This is a genomic window from Adhaeribacter radiodurans (genome assembly GCF_014075995.1).
Taxonomy (GTDB): Bacteria; Bacteroidota; Bacteroidia; order Cytophagales; family Hymenobacteraceae; genus Adhaeribacter; species Adhaeribacter radiodurans.
The window spans coordinates 5872235-5890521 of the sequence record NZ_CP055153.1; the positions used below are offsets into that span (position 1 = coordinate 5872235).

The 18287-nt window shown below is 42.4% G+C and carries 16 protein-coding genes; 10 read left to right on the forward strand and 6 right to left on the reverse strand.

Translation table 11 applies throughout. From position 1 onward, the window contains the following. Positions 1 to 157: 157 nt before the first annotated feature. From HUW48_RS23310 to HUW48_RS23330, 5 genes are all read left to right on the forward strand, one after another. Positions 158 to 970: an NIPSNAP family protein gene (locus tag HUW48_RS23310; protein WP_182413219.1), complete on the forward strand. Its 813-nt coding sequence runs from the start codon at positions 158 to 160 to the stop codon at positions 968 to 970. Positions 971 to 1756: 786 nt separating this feature from the next. After that, positions 1757 to 2644: an EboA domain-containing protein gene (locus tag HUW48_RS23315; RefSeq protein ID WP_182413220.1), complete on the forward strand. Its 888-nt coding sequence runs from the start codon at positions 1757 to 1759 to the stop codon at positions 2642 to 2644. 71 nt (positions 2645 to 2715) lie between these two features. Then, complete coding sequence (locus HUW48_RS23320; RefSeq protein ID WP_182413221.1) at positions 2716 to 3651, forward strand: TatD family hydrolase; 936 nt, start codon at positions 2716 to 2718, stop codon at positions 3649 to 3651. A gap of 161 nt (positions 3652 to 3812) precedes the next feature. Beyond that, on the forward strand, positions 3813 to 4733 hold the full coding sequence (eboC, locus tag HUW48_RS23325; RefSeq protein ID WP_182413222.1) for a UbiA-like protein EboC: 921 nt from the start codon (positions 3813 to 3815) through the stop codon (positions 4731 to 4733). 138 nt (positions 4734 to 4871) lie between these two features. Further along, positions 4872 to 6047 carry a 3-dehydroquinate synthase gene (locus HUW48_RS23330; RefSeq protein WP_182413223.1) on the forward strand — a complete coding sequence of 392 codons (1176 nt, stop codon included), beginning with the start codon at positions 4872 to 4874 and terminating at the stop codon, positions 6045 to 6047. Between the two features lie 82 nt (positions 6048 to 6129). On the opposite strand, the gene HUW48_RS23335 is transcribed toward HUW48_RS23330, so the two are convergent. From HUW48_RS23335 to upp, 6 genes are all read right to left on the reverse strand, one after another. Continuing rightward, positions 6130 to 6480, reverse strand: coding sequence for an L-rhamnose mutarotase (locus HUW48_RS23335; protein ID WP_182413224.1), 351 nt, complete (start codon positions 6478 to 6480; stop codon positions 6130 to 6132). A 25-nt stretch (positions 6481 to 6505) separates the two neighbouring features. Beyond that, positions 6506 to 7324, reverse strand: coding sequence for a sugar phosphate isomerase/epimerase family protein (locus HUW48_RS23340; RefSeq protein WP_182413225.1), 819 nt, complete (start codon positions 7322 to 7324; stop codon positions 6506 to 6508). Between the two features lie 95 nt (positions 7325 to 7419). Continuing rightward, positions 7420 to 8439, reverse strand: coding sequence for a zinc-binding alcohol dehydrogenase family protein (locus HUW48_RS23345; protein WP_182413226.1), 1020 nt, complete (start codon positions 8437 to 8439; stop codon positions 7420 to 7422). Positions 8440 to 8543: 104 nt separating this feature from the next. Further along, positions 8544 to 9497 (reverse strand): aldo/keto reductase, encoded by a 954-nt coding sequence (locus HUW48_RS23350; RefSeq protein WP_182413227.1) that lies wholly within the window; start codon positions 9495 to 9497, stop codon positions 8544 to 8546. A gap of 415 nt (positions 9498 to 9912) precedes the next feature. Further along, positions 9913 to 10359, reverse strand: a complete 447-nt coding sequence (locus HUW48_RS23355) for a hypothetical protein (RefSeq protein ID WP_182413228.1) — start codon at positions 10357 to 10359, stop codon at positions 9913 to 9915. Between the two features lie 141 nt (positions 10360 to 10500). Then, a complete protein-coding gene (gene upp, locus HUW48_RS23360; RefSeq protein WP_182413229.1) occupies positions 10501 to 11157 on the reverse strand; it encodes a uracil phosphoribosyltransferase in 657 nt (218 codons plus the stop codon). A 234-nt stretch (positions 11158 to 11391) separates the two neighbouring features. Between upp and HUW48_RS23365 the strand changes: the two genes are divergently transcribed. The 5 genes from HUW48_RS23365 to HUW48_RS23385 all read left to right on the forward strand — a co-directional run bounded on the left by HUW48_RS23365 (position 11392) and on the right by HUW48_RS23385 (position 18227). Beyond that, positions 11392 to 13068, forward strand: coding sequence for a hypothetical protein (locus HUW48_RS23365; RefSeq protein WP_182413230.1), 1677 nt, complete (start codon positions 11392 to 11394; stop codon positions 13066 to 13068). 284 nt (positions 13069 to 13352) lie between these two features. Beyond that, positions 13353 to 15200, forward strand: coding sequence for an ABC transporter ATP-binding protein (locus tag HUW48_RS23370; protein WP_182413231.1), 1848 nt, complete (start codon positions 13353 to 13355; stop codon positions 15198 to 15200). A gap of 194 nt (positions 15201 to 15394) precedes the next feature. Beyond that, the gene (locus HUW48_RS23375) at positions 15395 to 15820 is read left to right on the forward strand and encodes a hypothetical protein (protein WP_182413232.1); all 426 of its coding nucleotides are present in this window, start codon (positions 15395 to 15397) and stop codon (positions 15818 to 15820) included. A gap of 4 nt (positions 15821 to 15824) precedes the next feature. Next, positions 15825 to 16412 carry a D-sedoheptulose 7-phosphate isomerase gene (gene lpcA / locus HUW48_RS23380; protein ID WP_182413233.1) on the forward strand — a complete coding sequence of 196 codons (588 nt, stop codon included), beginning with the start codon at positions 15825 to 15827 and terminating at the stop codon, positions 16410 to 16412. 276 nt (positions 16413 to 16688) lie between these two features. Next, the gene (locus tag HUW48_RS23385) at positions 16689 to 18227 is read left to right on the forward strand and encodes a YifB family Mg chelatase-like AAA ATPase (RefSeq protein ID WP_182413234.1); all 1539 of its coding nucleotides are present in this window, start codon (positions 16689 to 16691) and stop codon (positions 18225 to 18227) included. Positions 18228 to 18287 lie beyond the last annotated feature (60 nt).

Genomic DNA, 18287 nt, shown 5'->3' on the forward strand with positions numbered 1-18287 from the left:
AAAATCAGTATAAATAGCAGCTTCGTGCCTAAGTTTTCTAACGGAATAATTACTATACTTGTACCGGTTCGTTTTTTTTCAACCATAGTTTAGTAAGTAATTAATTTGCTCACACTTAAAAACCTGCTCATTTTTAAATTTCTACACTTTTAATCGTATGCGTAAATTGCACTCTTTTCTACTACTGGCCTTTGCTGGTATTTTAATTGTTTCTGGTTGTAAATCTGGCTCGGGAGCACAATCCTCCGCTGGTACTTCTGCTGTGCCCGCGGCTGCCCGCGATACCCGGATTTTTGAAATGCGGGTTTATTATGCGCATCCAGGCAAATTAGCCGATCTGGAAAACCGTTTCCGAACCAATACTACCCGGATTTTTGAAAAACACGGCATGACCAACATTGGCTATTGGTTGCCGCTGGAAAATCCGGACAATAAACTGATTTACATTCTGGCTTACCCGAACCGCGAAGCGCGCGATGCTTCCTGGCAAGCTTTCGGCTCCGATCCAGAGTGGAAAGAAGTAGCTTCTAAATCGGAAGAAAATGGCAAATTGGTAGCCAAAGTAGACCAATTGTTCATGGAAACTACCGATTACTCGCCGGCTATTACATTAAAGCAAGCTAGTCCAGAGCGTACTTTTGAGCTGCGTACGTACACCACTACACCTAATAACTTAGTAAACCTGGATGCCCGTTTCCGGGACCATACCATGGGCTTGTTTAGTAAATACGGTATGGAGAACATTGTTTACTTCCATCCGGTAGCAGGTCAGCCCGGCGCGGATAATACGTTGGTTTATCTATTAGCGCATAAAAGTCAGGAAGCCGGTTTAGCCTCTTTTGAAGCTTTCCGGAACGACCCAGAATGGGTTAAAGTAAAAGCAGCTTCCGAAGTAAAAGGCGGCGGATCTTTAACCACCAAAGTAGAATCGGTTTACATGAAACCTACCGATTACTCTCCTATAAAGTAATTTTTTAAATACCTGGTATAGTAATCTATATGCAGGCTAGTAAAGCAAAAAGCACTTACTTTCTAAGGTAAGTGCTTTTTGCTTTCTAGTCCGGAACGTTCTAAAAAGAAGAAAACTGTACTGAGTATAAGAACAAGGTTAAATCTCTGATTAAATTAAAAAACAACTATCAATTCAAAGAAGTAAACCTTATTATTCTTTCATTTACTTATGTTAAAAATTCTATTAGCTATAAAACAAACGGCTGTTGCCTGGTGCAAGAACTGACGCTAAACTGTTTGAGCGGTCAGCGAGTTTTTAGCGTCTTGACTTTTTTGGTTCTTTTTGTGTCAAGACAAAAAGAACAGAACCCAAGCAATGAAATAACTCCACTAAGCAATCAAAGCAACTGCTGCTGCTATGCGAACGAGAACTTTTTAAGTTTACCTATCTGCATTAATCTGTAAGTCACGGAAGTAACTTCCGCGCCATAGTAGGGCCATAGTAGAAAATAAAGTTATTCAATCAGCTATGTGACCACAAAACTAATTCTGTTGCTTACTAACCAGAAGGATTCAAAAATCAAAAAATTTAATAATTTATGGTTTTTGAACCCAGGCCTAAAGACAATGATAAAGATCATTTATAATATAAAAGAAACCTAATATTTTGCCGTTCCAAAGTAAATGAAGTAAATATTATTACATTTGAAGTGCTAAAGTAAATAATCAATACCTTTTAGGTGGCAAAATGCGTATGCATTTACCATTGAAAAGCTGCTTTCACTTAAAACTGTTCTTTTCTGATATGCCAACAGCTGACCAAGAATCTGTAAAAAACTTTTTAACGGAACTTCTTACCCGCGCCACCACGCCCCAAGGAATTACCTGGCTCGAAAAACAATTAGCCGAAGCGCAAACCGAAAGCAAATTTTTCCAGGCTTTTAGTACGGTGCCCCGTTTTGTTGGGAAAAAGAAATTAGAAGTTACTGAAACCGATATAGCAACTGCCGAAGCTTTACGCCCGGGTTTTAATCCCCAAGGCTGGACGGCCGACCAAGTCGCCCGTACTTTATTAGCTTTATCGTTGCCGCACCAATCGCCGGAAGAATATGTAAAAACGCTGGATAAATTGTTTGCCACCGCCGATGTAAACGAGCTGGTAGCCTTATACGCTGCTTTGCCCATTTTGCCTTATCCGGAGAAACTTGTACCACGCATGGCCGAAGGCGTGCGGACTAACATGACTTTGGTTTTTGAAGCCGTAGCGTTGCAGAATCCGTATCCGCACGATTACTTGCCCGAAGAAGCCTGGAACCAGTTGGTATTAAAATCTATTTTTACCAGCAGGCCTTTGTACCGGATTTATGGTCTAGAAAATCGCCGGAATTTAAAATTAACGCAAACGCTTTCGGATTTTGCTCACGAACGCTGGGCCGCCGGTCGTACCCTGAGCCCGGAAGTTTGGCGCAACGTAGGGCCGTTCGTAGACGAAACTATTTGGCCGGATATTCAGAAATTATTTACGCAACCCAACGAACTGGAACAACAAGCCGCTGCTTTAGTTTGCGCTGAAAGTAATTTTCCGGAGGCTAAAACCATGCTCGAAACGGTGCCGGATTTAAAAGCTAAAATTGCCAGCGGCGAACTTACCTGGAATACCATCGGCGAAGCCGTAGCTGCTCAATCTGTATAATTAAACTTCAGGCAAGTATTTTTTAAATTTTCCTGATTCTTATCTATTTATCATCTTATAATATAAATAATATGAACATTACTAGTCCTTTCCCGCTAATAGACCCCCACATCCACATGACCTCGCGCACCACCGACGATTATGAGGCTATGCGCCGAGCCGGCATTGTGGCGATTATTGAACCAGCTTTCTGGATGGGGCAACCCCGCACCGAAGCCGGCACCTTTAAAGATTATTATAGCCATTTAATTGGTTTCGAGCGTTTCCGTTCGAGCCAATTTGGCATTAAACATTACTGCACCATTGGTTTAAATTCGAAAGAAGCCAATAACGAAGCGCTAGCCGAACAAGTAATGGAATTGTTGCCCTTGTACGTAGCCAAAGAAGGCGTAGTGGGCGTGGGTGAAATTGGGTACGACGACCAAACTGCCGCTGAAGATAAATACTACCGCTTGCAGCTCGAAATCGCTAAAGATGTAAACCTGCCGGTACAAATCCATACGCCGCATCGCGACAAGAAAAAAGGCACCCTGCGCAGCATGGAAGTAGCTCTGGAGCACGGCATTGATCCGGGTATGGTAATCGTGGACCACAACAACGAAGAAACCGTGAAAGACGTCTTGGATCGGGGTTTTTGGGCCGCATTTACTATTTACCCGCACACCAAAATGGGCAACGAACGCATGGTAGAAATTGTAAAGCAATACGGCCCCGAAAGAATCATGATTAACTCAGCGGCCGATTGGGGCATCAGCGATCCTTTAGCAGTACCTAAAACAGTAGCCTTAATGCTGGAGCGCGGGATACCAGAAGAACAGGTGCGTTTGGTAAGTTACGGCAATGCCTTGGCTGCTTTTGGCCAAAGCGGACAAATGCCGGAAAGCGATTGGCTCGAAGCGCAACCAGTTGACCAAAGTCAGAAGTTTTCCGGAAGTTCGATTTTACGCGGGGGCCAAACGCCTCGTATTGATGAGCCGAATACGCCTACTTCTAACATCATCCGCTAAGCCATGTAATTAAGCTTTATGCTGTAAATATTAAGTTTGCTTATTAAAGGATAAACTTAATATTTACAGCATAAAGCTTATTCTAATTTTTGCTCTATCCGGAATAGGATAAACGTAAAACTTATTACTTAGAACTTACTACTTTCATACTCTTTTCGCTTATGAACCGCATTTTTGCGCATTTGGTGCTTATGCGCCCGGCTAATATTGTTACCGCTGTGGCAGATATCTTGGCGGGTTTTGCCGCAGCAGGCGCCGTACGCTTGATTCAGCAAGAAGTTGGTTCGGCTTACGGTTCTTTGTACCACCCGCTTGCGTCAGACTTGGGCTGGCTGGTTTTATCTACCATTGGTTTATACGGCGGAGGGATAGTTTTTAACGATGTTTTTGATGCGGATTTAGACAAGATAGAGCGACCGGAACGACCTATACCTAGTGGAGCAGCCTCGAAGGCCAGCGCTACCATTCTGGGGGCTTTATTACTTATTCTCGGCATTGGAGCGGCTTTTATCGTGTCTACCACCAGCGGTATTATTGCGGCAGTGGTGGCTGGTCTGGCTTTGTTGTACGATGCCTGGGGCAAACACCAGGGTTTTCTCGGGCCGATTAACATGGGCGCTTGCCGGGGCGGCAATTTACTACTAGGTATGAGCGCTATTACGGCCAGTCTGGAGCATTACTGGTATCTGGCTTTTATTCCGATTGTGTATATTGCCAATATAACGGTCATCAGCCGGGGTGAAGTGCATGGCGGTAGCCGGCCTATTTTACAGGCCACCGTGGCTTTATACATTTTAGTTTTTTTAAGTATTGGTGCTTTAACCTTCTTACCGCACTTTTCTCTAATAACGGCCTTGCCTTTTGCCTTGCTTTTTGCTTATTTAATAATGCTGCCCTTATTAAAAGCCGTAAAAACCTTGCAACCAAAAGAAATACGATTAGCGGTAAAAGCCGGCGTTTTATCTTTAATTATCCTGGATGCTACTCTGGCAGCGGGCTTTGCAGGATGGTTGTACGGACTGGCAGTATTATTGCTTTTTCCGGTATCGCGGTTTATGGCTAAACAATTTGCTGTTACTTAACTATAAACCCAGCGGTTGCTAGCAGATTAAATTTTAATTAAAAAAACGTTTCCTATAAAACCACTTTTTTATTTTTAAATTTGTTATCTGTACAATAACAAGCCGTAAAGCAAGCGGCATTTTTTAGAATTTTTATTCATGCAGATATACCCCATTCAGCAAACATTTCAGGTAACGTATAATTATACTGTTCACTTTACCGAAAACTTATTTTCACTCCGGAACCTATTGCTTCGTGATGTAATTGCATCGGGCGGTGGAGAAGGCCGGAAGGTTTTATTTGTCCTGGATCATCACGTAGCTGAAGCGCTTCCCACATTAACACAGGATATAAAAAATTATACGTCGCAGTACGCCGATGTTTTACAACTCGCTGCCGAGCCTATGGTTATTCCGGGTGGCGAGCAATGTAAAAACGATCCGATTTACACGGAGCAAGTAATTGATGCCATTAACGAAAAAGGAATCGATCGGCATTCCTACGTATTAGCTATTGGTGGTGGCGCTTTGTTAGATATGGTAGGTTATGCATGCGGTATTGCGCACCGGGGTATCCGCCACATCCGGATTCCTACTACGGTATTATCACAGAATGATTCGGGGGTAGGTGTAAAAAACAGCATTAACGCTTACGGTAAAAAGAACTTCTTGGGCACCTTTACCCCGCCTTTTGCCGTAATCAACGACTTTCATTTTCTGCGTACTTTAACGCATCGGGAATGGCGTGCTGGTATTGCCGAAGCCATAAAAGTATCGCTCATAAAAGACGCCGAATTTTTTAAATTTATACAAGAAAATACGCATAAACTGGCTGAACGCGATATGCCAGCTATGCAGTACCTGATTCATCGGTGCGCTGAAATGCACGTACAGCACATTGCCAGCGGCGATCCTTTTGAAAAAGGTTCTTCCCGCCCCTTAGATTTTGGTCACTGGTCGGCGCATAAAATGGAGCAATTAAGTAATTACCGTATCCGCCACGGCGAAGCTGTTGCTATGGGCATTGCCCTGGACTCAACGTATTCGTATCTCAAAGGCATGATTACCGAAGACGAATTAAAACAAATTCTGGAAGTAATTACCGGTGTTGGTTTTGAATTATTTGCCCCCGAAATGCTTTCGCACCTCGAAGATGATACACATCCTAAAAGTTTACTGCGCGGTTTACAGGAGTTCCGCGAACACTTGGGTGGTCAGTTAACTATTATGCTGCTTACTAAAATTGGCAAAGGGGTAGAAGTACACGAAATTGATAACGAGTTAATGATTGCCGCCATCGAACAACTCCGGCACCACGCCGAGGCTACTGTTTAGATAAATTTTTAATTTTTAAAGCTGGTTAAACATTGTTCAACAGATGGAAGTGTTTAACCAGCTTTTTTATTTAGTAAAAAACTCAAGCCTTTTTTGCACCGGACTGGAATATTTGATCCATTAATACCCATTTCTCACCTTCTTTGGCCCAAGGCAAAGGCACCTGGTATTTCCACATGAGTTTTTCCCATTCCTGCACTTTCGGCACCGTAGCATCTAATGCTGCTTTTTTATCGAAGGTAAAATCATCGTCGGTGTCCATGATCATGAACATGCGGTTACCAGTCCGGTAAATTTGCAAATTAATAATGCCGGCATCTAGGTCGTTCTTCGTTACTTCGGGCCAGTCGTTACCAGGGCTATGGTAATTTTCGTATTCCCGGATTAACTCCGGATCATCTACTAAGTCTAAAGCAAAGCAAAATCGCTGCATATTTTGGGAGTGGTTTGAATACTTACTAATTTTTAAAAAATTGGTTAAAAGCTGTTATAGTTTGTTGGGCGGCATCGTCCGGGTTAGGCCAGGGAAATGCCTCGGCAGATAAATAGCCATCGTAGTTTATTTCTTGCAATGCCGCTGCAATTTCAGGTACCGAAGTATGACCGTAGCCAACTGGTCGGCGGTTACTATCGGCAAAGTGAATGTGCCCAATAGCGGCTCTGTTATTACGGATGCTTTCCGGCAAAGAACTTTCTTCGATGTTCATGTGGAACAAATCGGCTAATAGCTTTACGTTCCGGGTATTTAAAGAATTTAAAAATTTAGCGCCGTCGCTCAGATTATTGATTAAATTCGTCTCGTAGCGGTTTAGTGGCTCATAGATTAAGTTTACTTCGTTGCTTTCGGCTATTTTTCCTAAAGTGGTCAATCCTTCTGCCAGCCATTCCAGCGTTTGGGACCGGTCTCCGCTTGGCGCTACATTACCTTGCATGGAGCCAATAATAGCGGGCGCTTTAAATTTTGCCCCAAACAAAATCATATCCGAGATAAAAGCAACGGCCTGTTTTCGGATTTCCGGATTGGGATCGGTTAAAGTAAGTCCCTGGATAACTTTTCCGGCACCGGTACCCACCGCCGCTAAATTTAAACCGGAACGTTCCAGTAATTGAGTTAAAGTTGTTGTATCTACGGCATCCGCCGAAGCGGTAAAAAGCTCAATCGCATCAAACCCAAGTTGGGCTGCTTTTGTAATGCTAGCCTCTAAATCTTCCCAATATATCCAAGGTCCGGTTTTTATTTGCGGAACGAGGGCAATAGTAACGCAGGATTTTATCATGAAAGGAGGATGTTCTACGTTGTAATTTATAAGTTTTAAATGGGGAATTCTTTAGTTAATATTTATAACAACTTAAGCCGCAAGGCTACTTAGTTCTACTTTTCAAAATCTACCATTATTTTGGTGATGGGTCCCGGATTATCTGACCAGGCGGCTAGAGCCGCGCCCGCTTCATCAATGGAAACTGTTTTTGAAATAACCGTCTCTACCGGAAATTTGCCGGACTCTAGGTAGCTAATTACTTCCGGAAACTCGCCCAGGCAATTACGGGAGCCTAGAATTTCAATTTCTTTGCGCACAAAAATGCCCGTATTAAATTCAGCTGGCTTTTTAGCATAGCCAATGCAAACAACCCGGCCGGTGTAGGCTACTTCTTCTACTGCGGCCCGATACGTTTGCGGACTTCCCACTGCTTCTATAATTACATCGGGGCCGTCGCCGTCGGTAATTTCGGCTAAAGCCTGGTGCAGATCTACTTTGGTAGTGTTAATAGTATGCGCTACGCCTATCTTCTTAGCAATTTCCATTTTAGAATCATCAATATCAATGGCAATTACTTTAGCACCCCGGTTAACCGCAGACGCAATCGCTCCCAGCCCTACGATTCCGCACCCAATTACAGCTACTGTATCATTTTCGGAAACCCGGCCCCGGGCGGCCGCGTGAAACCCTACGGTAAGTGGTTCCACTAAAGCTAGTTCCCGGAGCGATAACTTATCAGATGTAAATAGATTCTTCCAATGAATGCTGATGTAGTCCGTCATGGCACCAGGCCGGCGCACGCCCATGGTTTTATTATCCTGACAAGCATTCGGGCGGCCTTTCCGGCACGACACGCAAGTACCGCAGTTTAAATACGGGTAAACCGTAACGCGCATGCCGGGTTTAAACTCCGCCGGTACCTGGTTGCCCACTTGTTCAATTGTAGCCCCTACTTCGTGGCCCAGAATATTTGGGTACTCCTGCAATTCAAATAAACCCCGATATCCATTTAAGTCGCCGCCACAGAACCCCACCATTCCAATCCGTAACAGAACTTCTTCGGGTGCTGGTTTTACGGGTTCTATAGTTCTTACTTCCGTTTTACCGGGTTCCACTAAAAATAAAGCCTTCATGTTTAGCAAGTTGTATGTTGTAAGTAATAGGTTGTAAGTCCATTGCAGAGTATTTCCTCATTAAGCGCAGTAGATACTACACAATATTCATTTTTTAAATTTTTCTATTTCCCCGAAGATGATTTTGGGATATTATTTTCTGATTTGCCTTCGAACCACATCTGGTTTTTTACCGGAGTTACAATTTTTAAAATTTCCTCCATTAAATCAGCCGGAATCTCTAAATCCAGAGCTTTTATGTTCTGTTCTACGTGCTTCGCTTCCCACATACCCACAATGGTTGTGGTAATAGCCGGGTGATCTACGGCGTACTTAATGGCTACATCACTTAACCGCACGCCGTAGCTTTCGCATAATTGTAGCAGTTTGGGTTGCACGTCTTTAACATCCTGCGGCGAGCGGTGCCACTCGGGCAAAGGCGCATCCGACAAAATACGTTGCATTAAAGGGGCGGCATTCATTAAGCCAAAGCCTTTTTCTTTGGAAAGCGGTACTAACTCTTCGTTAATTTCATCTTCCAGCAAATTATAATGCGCCCACGAAAGTACCGTATCCAGTTCTACTTGCCGGGCAATTCCGGCGAGGTAGCGTACCGGTAAACCCGTAATGCCTATAAAGCGGGCTTTCCCGGATTCTTTAATTTTCTGAACTGCCGGTATAGCTTCATTTAATATCTGACTCTTATCCACAAACTCAATATCGTGGAGTTGCAAAACATCTACATAATCGGTTTTAAGCCTTGTTAGCGATTCATCAATGCTTTTCAGAATTCGGTTATACGAAAAATCAAAATCTTGTAAACCGTAACGGCCACATTTGGTAGCTAAAATTATATCCTGGCGTTTTCCTACCAAGGCTTTACCCAGTCGTTCTTCGGCCAGGGTTAAACCATAAAAAGGAGAAACATCAAAAAAATTAATTCCCTGGTCAATGGCATAATGCACCGCTCTTGCGCCTTCTTGTTCGTCGGCTACATCAAACACGTTACCTAAAGGCGAAGCACCAAATCCAAGAACTGATACATTTAAGTTGGTTTTGCCAAGTTTGCGATAATTCATAGGCAATTAAACTGCAAAGTTATAAAGTTAAAATAATACAAGCTCGGGCATCTGTTCTGTTGCTCCGGGCTAAGGCTCCCCAATGCTAAAAAATAAATAGATACAAAACCAGAAAATACAGAACTGTTTACCTGGTTTTTGGCAAAAACAAGCAACAACAATCTTTAAAGTAAAATGTAAGAAAGCCAGACTTTCCCTAACGGTTTAACAAGAAACTAAAGCTGAATCGAAAAGGGTAAAAAATTTACTAAAATACTTTAACGCAGGGAGGCACCGAAAAGCAAAAAGTTTAGTAATTAAACCTAGGCAAATTATTCTGAATGGTAACTTTTGTGTGAGAAGAAAAATTTAGGGCAAAAAAAACAGGTAAGAGAACTATACTCTTACCTGTTTTTTCAGCTACAAAGCATATTTATTATTTATGATGAAGAAATGGAAGATTAAGGTGACTTAACTCATGAAGTGCAAAAGTAAAAGCTACTCCCCAGAAAATAGCGCTCCAGAGCATATGCAATAAAATATGACGCTGACTGGCTCCCAGTACCGTGGCCATGATAGTACCAATTACCGGACTAAATATAACGGGTGTTAAAAAAGCAATACCCTGGATACCAAACTTTTGCCAAATCCGGACAATTTTCCGGCTTTTTTTTGTAAAAACCGGTTTATTCTTAGCCCGGTGTTTTTCAACGTACCACCTCGATACCATCATACCTATCTGCGAAAAGATAAATACACTCGTCATCATGCCGGTTACGCTCAACAATAAGGTCATCCAGAAAGATAAGCCCATGGATACCCCCGCCAGCGGTCCGCCAAAAAACTTAACCATGCTCAGGAGGTAAACAGATAAATATTTCATTATTCCAGCAGCCAGATGTTGCACTAGTTTATTTATTAAGTTGTAACTTATATAACGTACTAAGTACGTGTAAAAATTGTAGTGCGGATTGTTACACAAGAAAAGTACCAGACTTTTTGTTAAATAAAAATATTACTATTTTTAAATCTTTGACCCAAAAGATAAATCACCGGCATCGCCTAACCCGGGTACAATGTAAGAACGGTCATTCAGATGGTCGTCTAAGGCACCCAACCAGAGCCTGGCATGAGGAAGTTGCTGCCGGATATGATTTACTCCTTCGGGGCTGGCGATGGCGGCCGCAATATGTACCTGGCTAGGTGTACCAAACCGCAACATAGCCTTATAGGTAAGCGCCAGCGACGTGCCCGTTGCCAGCATGGGATCTACGAGCAGTAAAACGCGCCCCTCCAGCGAAGGCGCAACTAAATACTCCACGTTTACGGCTATTTCGGAAGTAGCTTCAATCCGGTAAGCGGCTACAAATGCACTCGGCGATTTATCAAAATAATTTAAAAACCCTTGGTGAAAAGGCAATCCGGCCCGCAATACTGTAGCTAAAATGGGGTAATCAACCAGTAATTGTTGTTCGCAGATAGCCAGTGGGGTTTGAATTTGTTGCGGAGCGTAAGTTAATTGGGTTGAAATTTTATAAGCCATTATCTCTCCTAGCCGTTCCAGATTACGCCGGAACCGCATACTATCTTGCTGCACCTCCACATTACGCAGTTCAGAAATAAATTGACTGGCCACTGATGGCTCTTGAGTAAGAATATTAACAGAATCTGAAGGCATCATATATAATAAGTCTTGATATAAAAAGAAATGTGCAGAAATTGCGCTACCCAAATTTAATTGGCTTAAAGAATGGTACGCTAATTTATACCGGAATGAATTAAACTATGCGTTCTATTTTATAGTATATCCTTATTTTAATATTGTAGATTTTACTTTATGCCGAGCATAAAAACAGAAGGCAGAAAAGTAAATTTTGGATTGTAAAACTTTGGTTGTTACCTTTTTTCCTTCTCTATGAGATTACTAGTTACATTATTTTTCTTATTATTTTCTGTTTCAGCAGCATTTGCTCAAAGCACTTATGTACCACTCGACACCGATACGTATCATAAAATAGAACGTTTTCAGATTAAATTCAGCAAGCAGGCTCCTAACCTGCATACAGGTATTAAACCATACTTCCGGAAAGAAGTTGCCGACCTGGCACAGGCAGCTTTCCGGCGAAGCGACTCTCTCTCCCGCTCTGACCAATTTAATGCTACTTATTTACTTAATGATAACTGGAATTATACCGACCGGGTAAACCAAACTAACTTCGGTAAACCGTTTTTGCGTTATTTTTTCCGGCAGCCCGCCGACTTATATTCCGTAGACATACCCGATTTTACTTTACGCATTAACCCAGTTATTCATTTTGAAGGAGGCTTGGACTCGGATGTAGAAGGCTTGCGCTACGTTAATACCCGCGGCATTCAGTTAGAAGGCCAACTCGACGATAAATTAAGTTTTTACACATTTGTAACCGATAACCAGGCCCGGTTTCCGGAATACGTAAATGACCGGATTGTGCGGGATACCATTTTACCACACGAAGGCTATTTCAAACCTTTTAAATCAGTCGGTTACGATAAAACTGCAGGTTATGATTTTACTACCGCCAGGGGTTACCTTAATTACGCCGCTTCTAAACACGTAAGTGTACAACTGGGCCACGACAAAAATTTTATTGGTAATGGCTACCGCTCCCTGGTACTTTCAGATTATGCACCCGCTTATTTTTTCTTAAAATTTAACGTGAACGTCTGGAAGTTACAGTATACTAATTTGTTCACCGAAATGAATGCTGATTACGATTTTAGGGATCAATTGCTACCCAAGAAATACTTCGCTTACCACCACCTCGGTATTAATTTTACGCCCAATATTAACGTGGGTGTTTTTGAATCGGTCGTTTACGCCCGCGACAAAGGTCATTTTGAGTTAGAATACCTGAATCCTATTATTTTTTACCGGAGTATAGAACTTATGCTGGGCAGTAACGACAATGCCCTGTTAGGCTTCGATTTTAAAGCTAATTTGTTGCAAACGGCTCAGGTATACGGCCAGTTAATGCTCGATGAATTTTCGCTAACGAACGTGCGGGCCAGGAACGGCTGGTGGGGTAACAAGCAAGCTTTTCAATTAGGTGCCAAATACCTGGATGTGGCTGGAGTAGATAATCTGGATGCCCAAGCCGAATTTAATTTTATTCGCCCCTATACGTATCAGCACGAAAATAAATTTACTAATTACCAACATTATCAACAACCCCTCGCCCACCCGATGGGCGCTAACCTGTACGAATGGATTGGCATTGTACGCTACCAGCCTGTAGGACGTTTAAACTTAACCGCTAAAGCTATTTACACCCACTACGGAGCTGATACCGATACCATAAATTATGGGAATAACGTGTTACTATCCTACAACTCCCGGGCGCAGGAATACAATAATAAAGTTGGGCAGGGAATTACTACCAATCAATTGCACATAGACTTAACGGCTTCGTGGCAATTACGGCACAACATGTTTCTGGATATAAAACAAATCTTCCGGAAAGTAGATAGTCAACTGGCTATACGCTCTACCAATACGGCTTATACTACTGTGGCTTTCCGCTGGAATATTCCCCAACGATTGCATGAGTTTTAATCTGGTTTTTAGCCCGCAGTCCATTGACGATAGCCATAGCCGTATTTATTTGATTATTAATCAATTTTAGTTTATCAATTCGTCATCTTTAAATCAACTTACCATTAGGATTAACTAAAGTACACTTTTTTGATATTACCGCTATATGCTCTGATAAGCCATATAATTGTCCGTTCAGAAAATAATTACACTTAGTTTAAGTCTTAGCGTTCTAAAACACTATGGTCTGTCATCTGTGAACCATCTACTATTGACTATGGACTAATTATATTACCTTTGCCGGCATGAAAACCTATTGGCGAATTCTGCAGTTTGCCCGACCATTTAGTGGGTTTGTACCGCAGTATTTTATATTTACTTTTCTCGGAATCGTTTTTGGCTTATTTAACTTTGCCTTACTTATACCTCTGCTCGAAGTTCTTTTTGGAACCGTAGATACTTCAAAAGCTCAAGTTATTCTTCAAAAACCGGAGTTTTCCATCAGTCTTGATTTCGCTAAAGAATATTTTAATTACTATTTCGGGAAGATAATTCAGGAGGGTGGAAAAAGCGGAGCTCTTCAATTTGTTTGTATTTTAATTCTGGTATCAAACTTACTCGCCAATTTATTCCGATACCTGAGTTTGCGCTTAGATGGAGCTATCCGGGCCAAAGTAGTGCGCAACTTACGTTTAACCGTTTACGAACGCCTTACGCAATTGCAATTGGGCTTTTTCTCCAACGAACGCCGGGGCGATATAATGACCCGCCTGACTACCGACGTGCAGGAAATTGAAAATTCCGTTATCAGTACTTTAAACGTAGTATCACGTGAACCGCTTACTATTGTGGGTTTATTTGCCATGCTATTCACCATGTCGGTTAAACTTACCTTATTTACGGTATTGGTAATGCCGGTTTCAGGATACATTATTTCAGCTATTTCTAAAAAATTAAAACAACGAGCTGTAGAAGGGCACGAGTCTTTGGGTACTATTCTGAGTATAATCGATGAAACCTTAGGCGGTATGCGTGTGATTAAAGCCTTTAACGCCCAGGAATATGTTATTGATAAGTTCAGTCAACATAATAACCGGTACGCCCGCATAATTACGTCCATTACCAATAAACGCAGCTTAGCTTCTCCTATTTCAGAATTTATGGGGGTAGCCGCCGTAGCGGGCATTTTGTTTTACGGTGGTACGCTGGTTCTCAATCAACAATCCGATTTATCGGCGAGTGAGTTTATTACCTACATTGTGCTTTTCTCGCAGGTACTGGTGCCCGCCAAATCTATTTCCACGGCTTTCAGCAACATTCAGCGCGGTTTAGTTTCGGGCGATAAGATATTGGCCATTATTGATACCCAGCCGCAAATCAGAGATTTACCTACCGCTAAAACATTACCCACTTTCAGTGATTCGATTACTTTTCACGATGTTTCTTTTGCTTACGGCACCGAACCGATATTGCAGCATATTGACCTTACTATTCCGAAAGGGAAAACCATTGCTTTGGTAGGTCCTTCGGGAGGCGGCAAATCTACGTTGGCTGATTTACTACCGCGCTTTTACGACCCCGCCTCCGGAGTTATTACTATTGATGGCGTAGATATTAAAACTTGTACCCTGCACTCCCTACGCGACCAAATGGGCGTAGTTACCCAGGAATCTATCTTGTTTAACGACACCATTTTTAACAACATTGCTTTTAATAAAACGGGTGCTACCGAAGCCGAAGTAATTGCCGCCGCTAAAATTGCCAATGCCCACGACTTTATTTTACAAACCCCTGACGGATACCAGACAATCATTGGGGATAGAGGCGGTAAATTATCGGGTGGACAGCGGCAACGGATTAGTATTGCCCGGGCAATTTTAAAGAATCCGCCTATTTTAATTATGGACGAAGCTACTTCGGCCTTGGATACTGAGTCGGAGAAACTGGTACAAGAAGCTTTAATTAACCTGATGAAAAACAGGACTTCGCTGGTAATTGCGCACCGGCTGAGTACTATTCAGCACGCCGATGAGATTATTGTGCTGCAAAAAGGTAAAATCCGGGAGCGCGGCACGCACGAAGAATTGTTACGCGAAAATGGTTTATACGCCCGGCTCAATCAAATGCAAATTACCAACAGCGTAATTTCTTAAAGTACAAATCAGCGTTTTAAAACTTATTATCTTTATTTTTCCAACCCTATTTAGTTTTGTCTTTTTTCTTGATTAACAGTCACCTATAAATACTTACATCAGGATAAAATTATAATCCTTAAATAAATAACTATTACCCGAAGCAAAGCATTTACGTATTATAACTAAAGCATCACTCATAAAGAAAAATCCTTATGGAAGCGATAAAGAAATTTGTAAACGTACTTGTAATTATATACCTAATAGCTGCCACCCTGATTTATCTGGATGTATTGAAAGTAGGCCAGGATGCTAACCCTAACTTTAATACTACTTTTTATATTGTAGGCGGAGTTATTTTGCTACTCGAACTCCTCGTAGAAAATCTGTATATTGCCACCCTGAAACGCGATCAGGTTCATACGCAACACAAAATAAACGAACTAAAAGCTTTACTCTACGACCAGAAACAAGAGATGCTACAGTATAAAAGCAGCCGAACTACCGATAGCAGTACTGGTGCGGCCCCTTTGAATTCGTCTACTCCTGTTTACGATCGCAATACAATAATTGTAAAACCTGGTTTTTCAACAGGTCAGGACCCCAACCGGTCATCGCCTAAAAACTCTGACCCTATTTAATTGCATGTCTACTTTTTCTAATACTATTCTGGCCGAATTAAAAGAGGCCCAAAATTTACTAAATTCTTTTATCGCCCAGCCGGAAACAACGGCACGCATTGAGGCTGCGGCTCAGCTCATGAGCCACGCCATTAAAAACAAAGGCAAAATTTTATCTTGCGGCAACGGAGGTTCTATGTGCGATGCGATGCACTTTGCCGAAGAATTGTCTGGCCGTTACCGCCACGACCGGCAGGCTTTGCCCGCTATTTCCATTTCTGATTCTAGCCACCTGAGCTGCGTAAGTAATGATTACGGTTACGATTCTGTTTTTTCGCGCTACCTCGAAGCCTTAGGAAATCCCGGAGATGTTTTACTGGCTATTAGTACCAGCGGCAATTCCGGTAACGTTTTAAAAGCTGCCGAAACTGCCCGCGAAAAAGGTTTAAAAGTAGTTAGCCTTACGGGTAAAGATGGTGGTAAACTCGCCTCCCTGAGCGACGTGGAAATCAGGGTTCCTCATTTTAGCTACGCCGATCGCATTCAGGAAATTCACATTAAAGTTATTCATATTCTGATTTTACTAATCGAGCAAAGTGTAGTAGGCAAATAAGCTTTGTAACCATATTGCAAATTTTAGATTTATTACCAAACAAGCTGCGGTGGCACATATTTATCTTTTGGCACAGGCTCCGCAATAAGCTTGTGCTTTTGCTTTTTAAAGTATCCAAGTGGTAAAGGCTGTGGATAGATTTAAGTAAAACTTAGCTTTAATTATATCTGATTAAATACTTTCCCGGAAATTAAATTTCTGGAATTTATTTACCTTATTTCCTGTTCCGCTTCCAATCATACCTAATTCCCTATATTCTAACTTATACGCGATTTCATGCTCGTAAAAACATTTGGTAGCGCTGTGCAAGGCGTAAATGCCTACACCATTACCATGGAAGTAAATGTTACTCCCGGCACCAAGTATTATATGGTTGGCTTACCCGATAATGCGATTAAAGAAAGTGAGCAACGCATTGAATCCGCGCTGAAGTACAATGGCTACCGCATGCCCCGTCAGAAAGTGGTTATTAATATGGCTCCGGCGGGTATTCGAAAAGAAGGTTCCGCTTACGACTTACCTATTGCTTTAGGTATACTGGCCGCCTCCGACCAAATGCGCGGCGAACGTTTAGGTGAGTATGTTATTATGGGTGAGCTATCGCTCGACGGCACTTTAGGTCCGGTAAAAGGAGTGCTGCCTATTGCCATTCAGGCTCGCAAAGAAGGTTTTAAAGGATTTGTATTGCCCGTACAAAATGCCCGCGAAGCAGCAATAGTAAATAATTTAGACATTATTGGGGTTGAAAATATAAAACAAGCCATTGATTTTTTTGATGGCAAAATAGATATTACGCCCTTAGTAATAGATACCCGCGATATTTTTCAATCTACGGTTAACCAATACGAAGCCGATTTTGCGCACGTACAAGGCCAGGAAAATATTAAGCGAGCCCTGGAAATTGCGGCCGCCGGTGGTCATAACGCCATCATGATCGGACCTCCAGGCGCTGGTAAAACCATGTTAGCAAAACGCTTGCCTTCTATTTTACCTCCACTTACCATGCACGAGGCTTTGGAAACCACTAAAATTCATTCGGTGGCCGGTAAGCTTGGCGAATCAGCTTCTTTGCTTTCCACGCGGCCTTTTCGGGCACCGCACCATACTATTTCAGATGTTGCCTTAGTAGGTGGCGGCGGGGTACCGCAACCCGGCGAAATTTCTTTATCGCACAACGGGGTTCTTTTTATGGATGAATTGCCGGAATTTAAACGCACGGTACTGGAAGTAATGCGTCAGCCGCTTGAAGAAAGAAGAGTATCTATTTCCCGGGCTAAAATGACCATTGATTTTCCGGCTAACTTTATGCTCATCGCCAGCATGAATCCGTGTCCGTGTGGTTACTACAATCATCCGGATAAAGATTGCGTGTGTGGTCCAGGGGTGGTGCAGCGTTATTTAAATAAAGTGAGCGGGCCTTTGCTGGACCGGATTGATTTGCACGTAGAAGTAACGCCGGTAACCTTCGACCAAATGACAGAATCGCGCAAAGCTGAAAGCAGCGAAGCCATTCGGGAGCGGGTAATAAAAGCGCGTAAAATTCAGGAAGAACGCTTTAAAGAATTTCCGAATATTCACTCCAATGCCATGATGCCTTCGCAAATGGTGAAAGAAGTTTGTGAGATAAACGCGGGCGGCAAAGCTTTACTTAAAACCGCTATGGAACGCTTAGGTTTATCGGCGCGCGCTTACGACCGTATTTTAAAAGTAAGCCGTACTATTGCTGATTTAGCTGATTCTCCAGATATCCGTATAGAACATTTAGCTGAAGCCATCCAGTACCGGAGCCTCGACCGCGAAGGTTGGGCTGGATAGTTTATTAGTTCATAGTCCACGGTCCACAGTCGATAGTCGATAGACGATAGACTATAAATT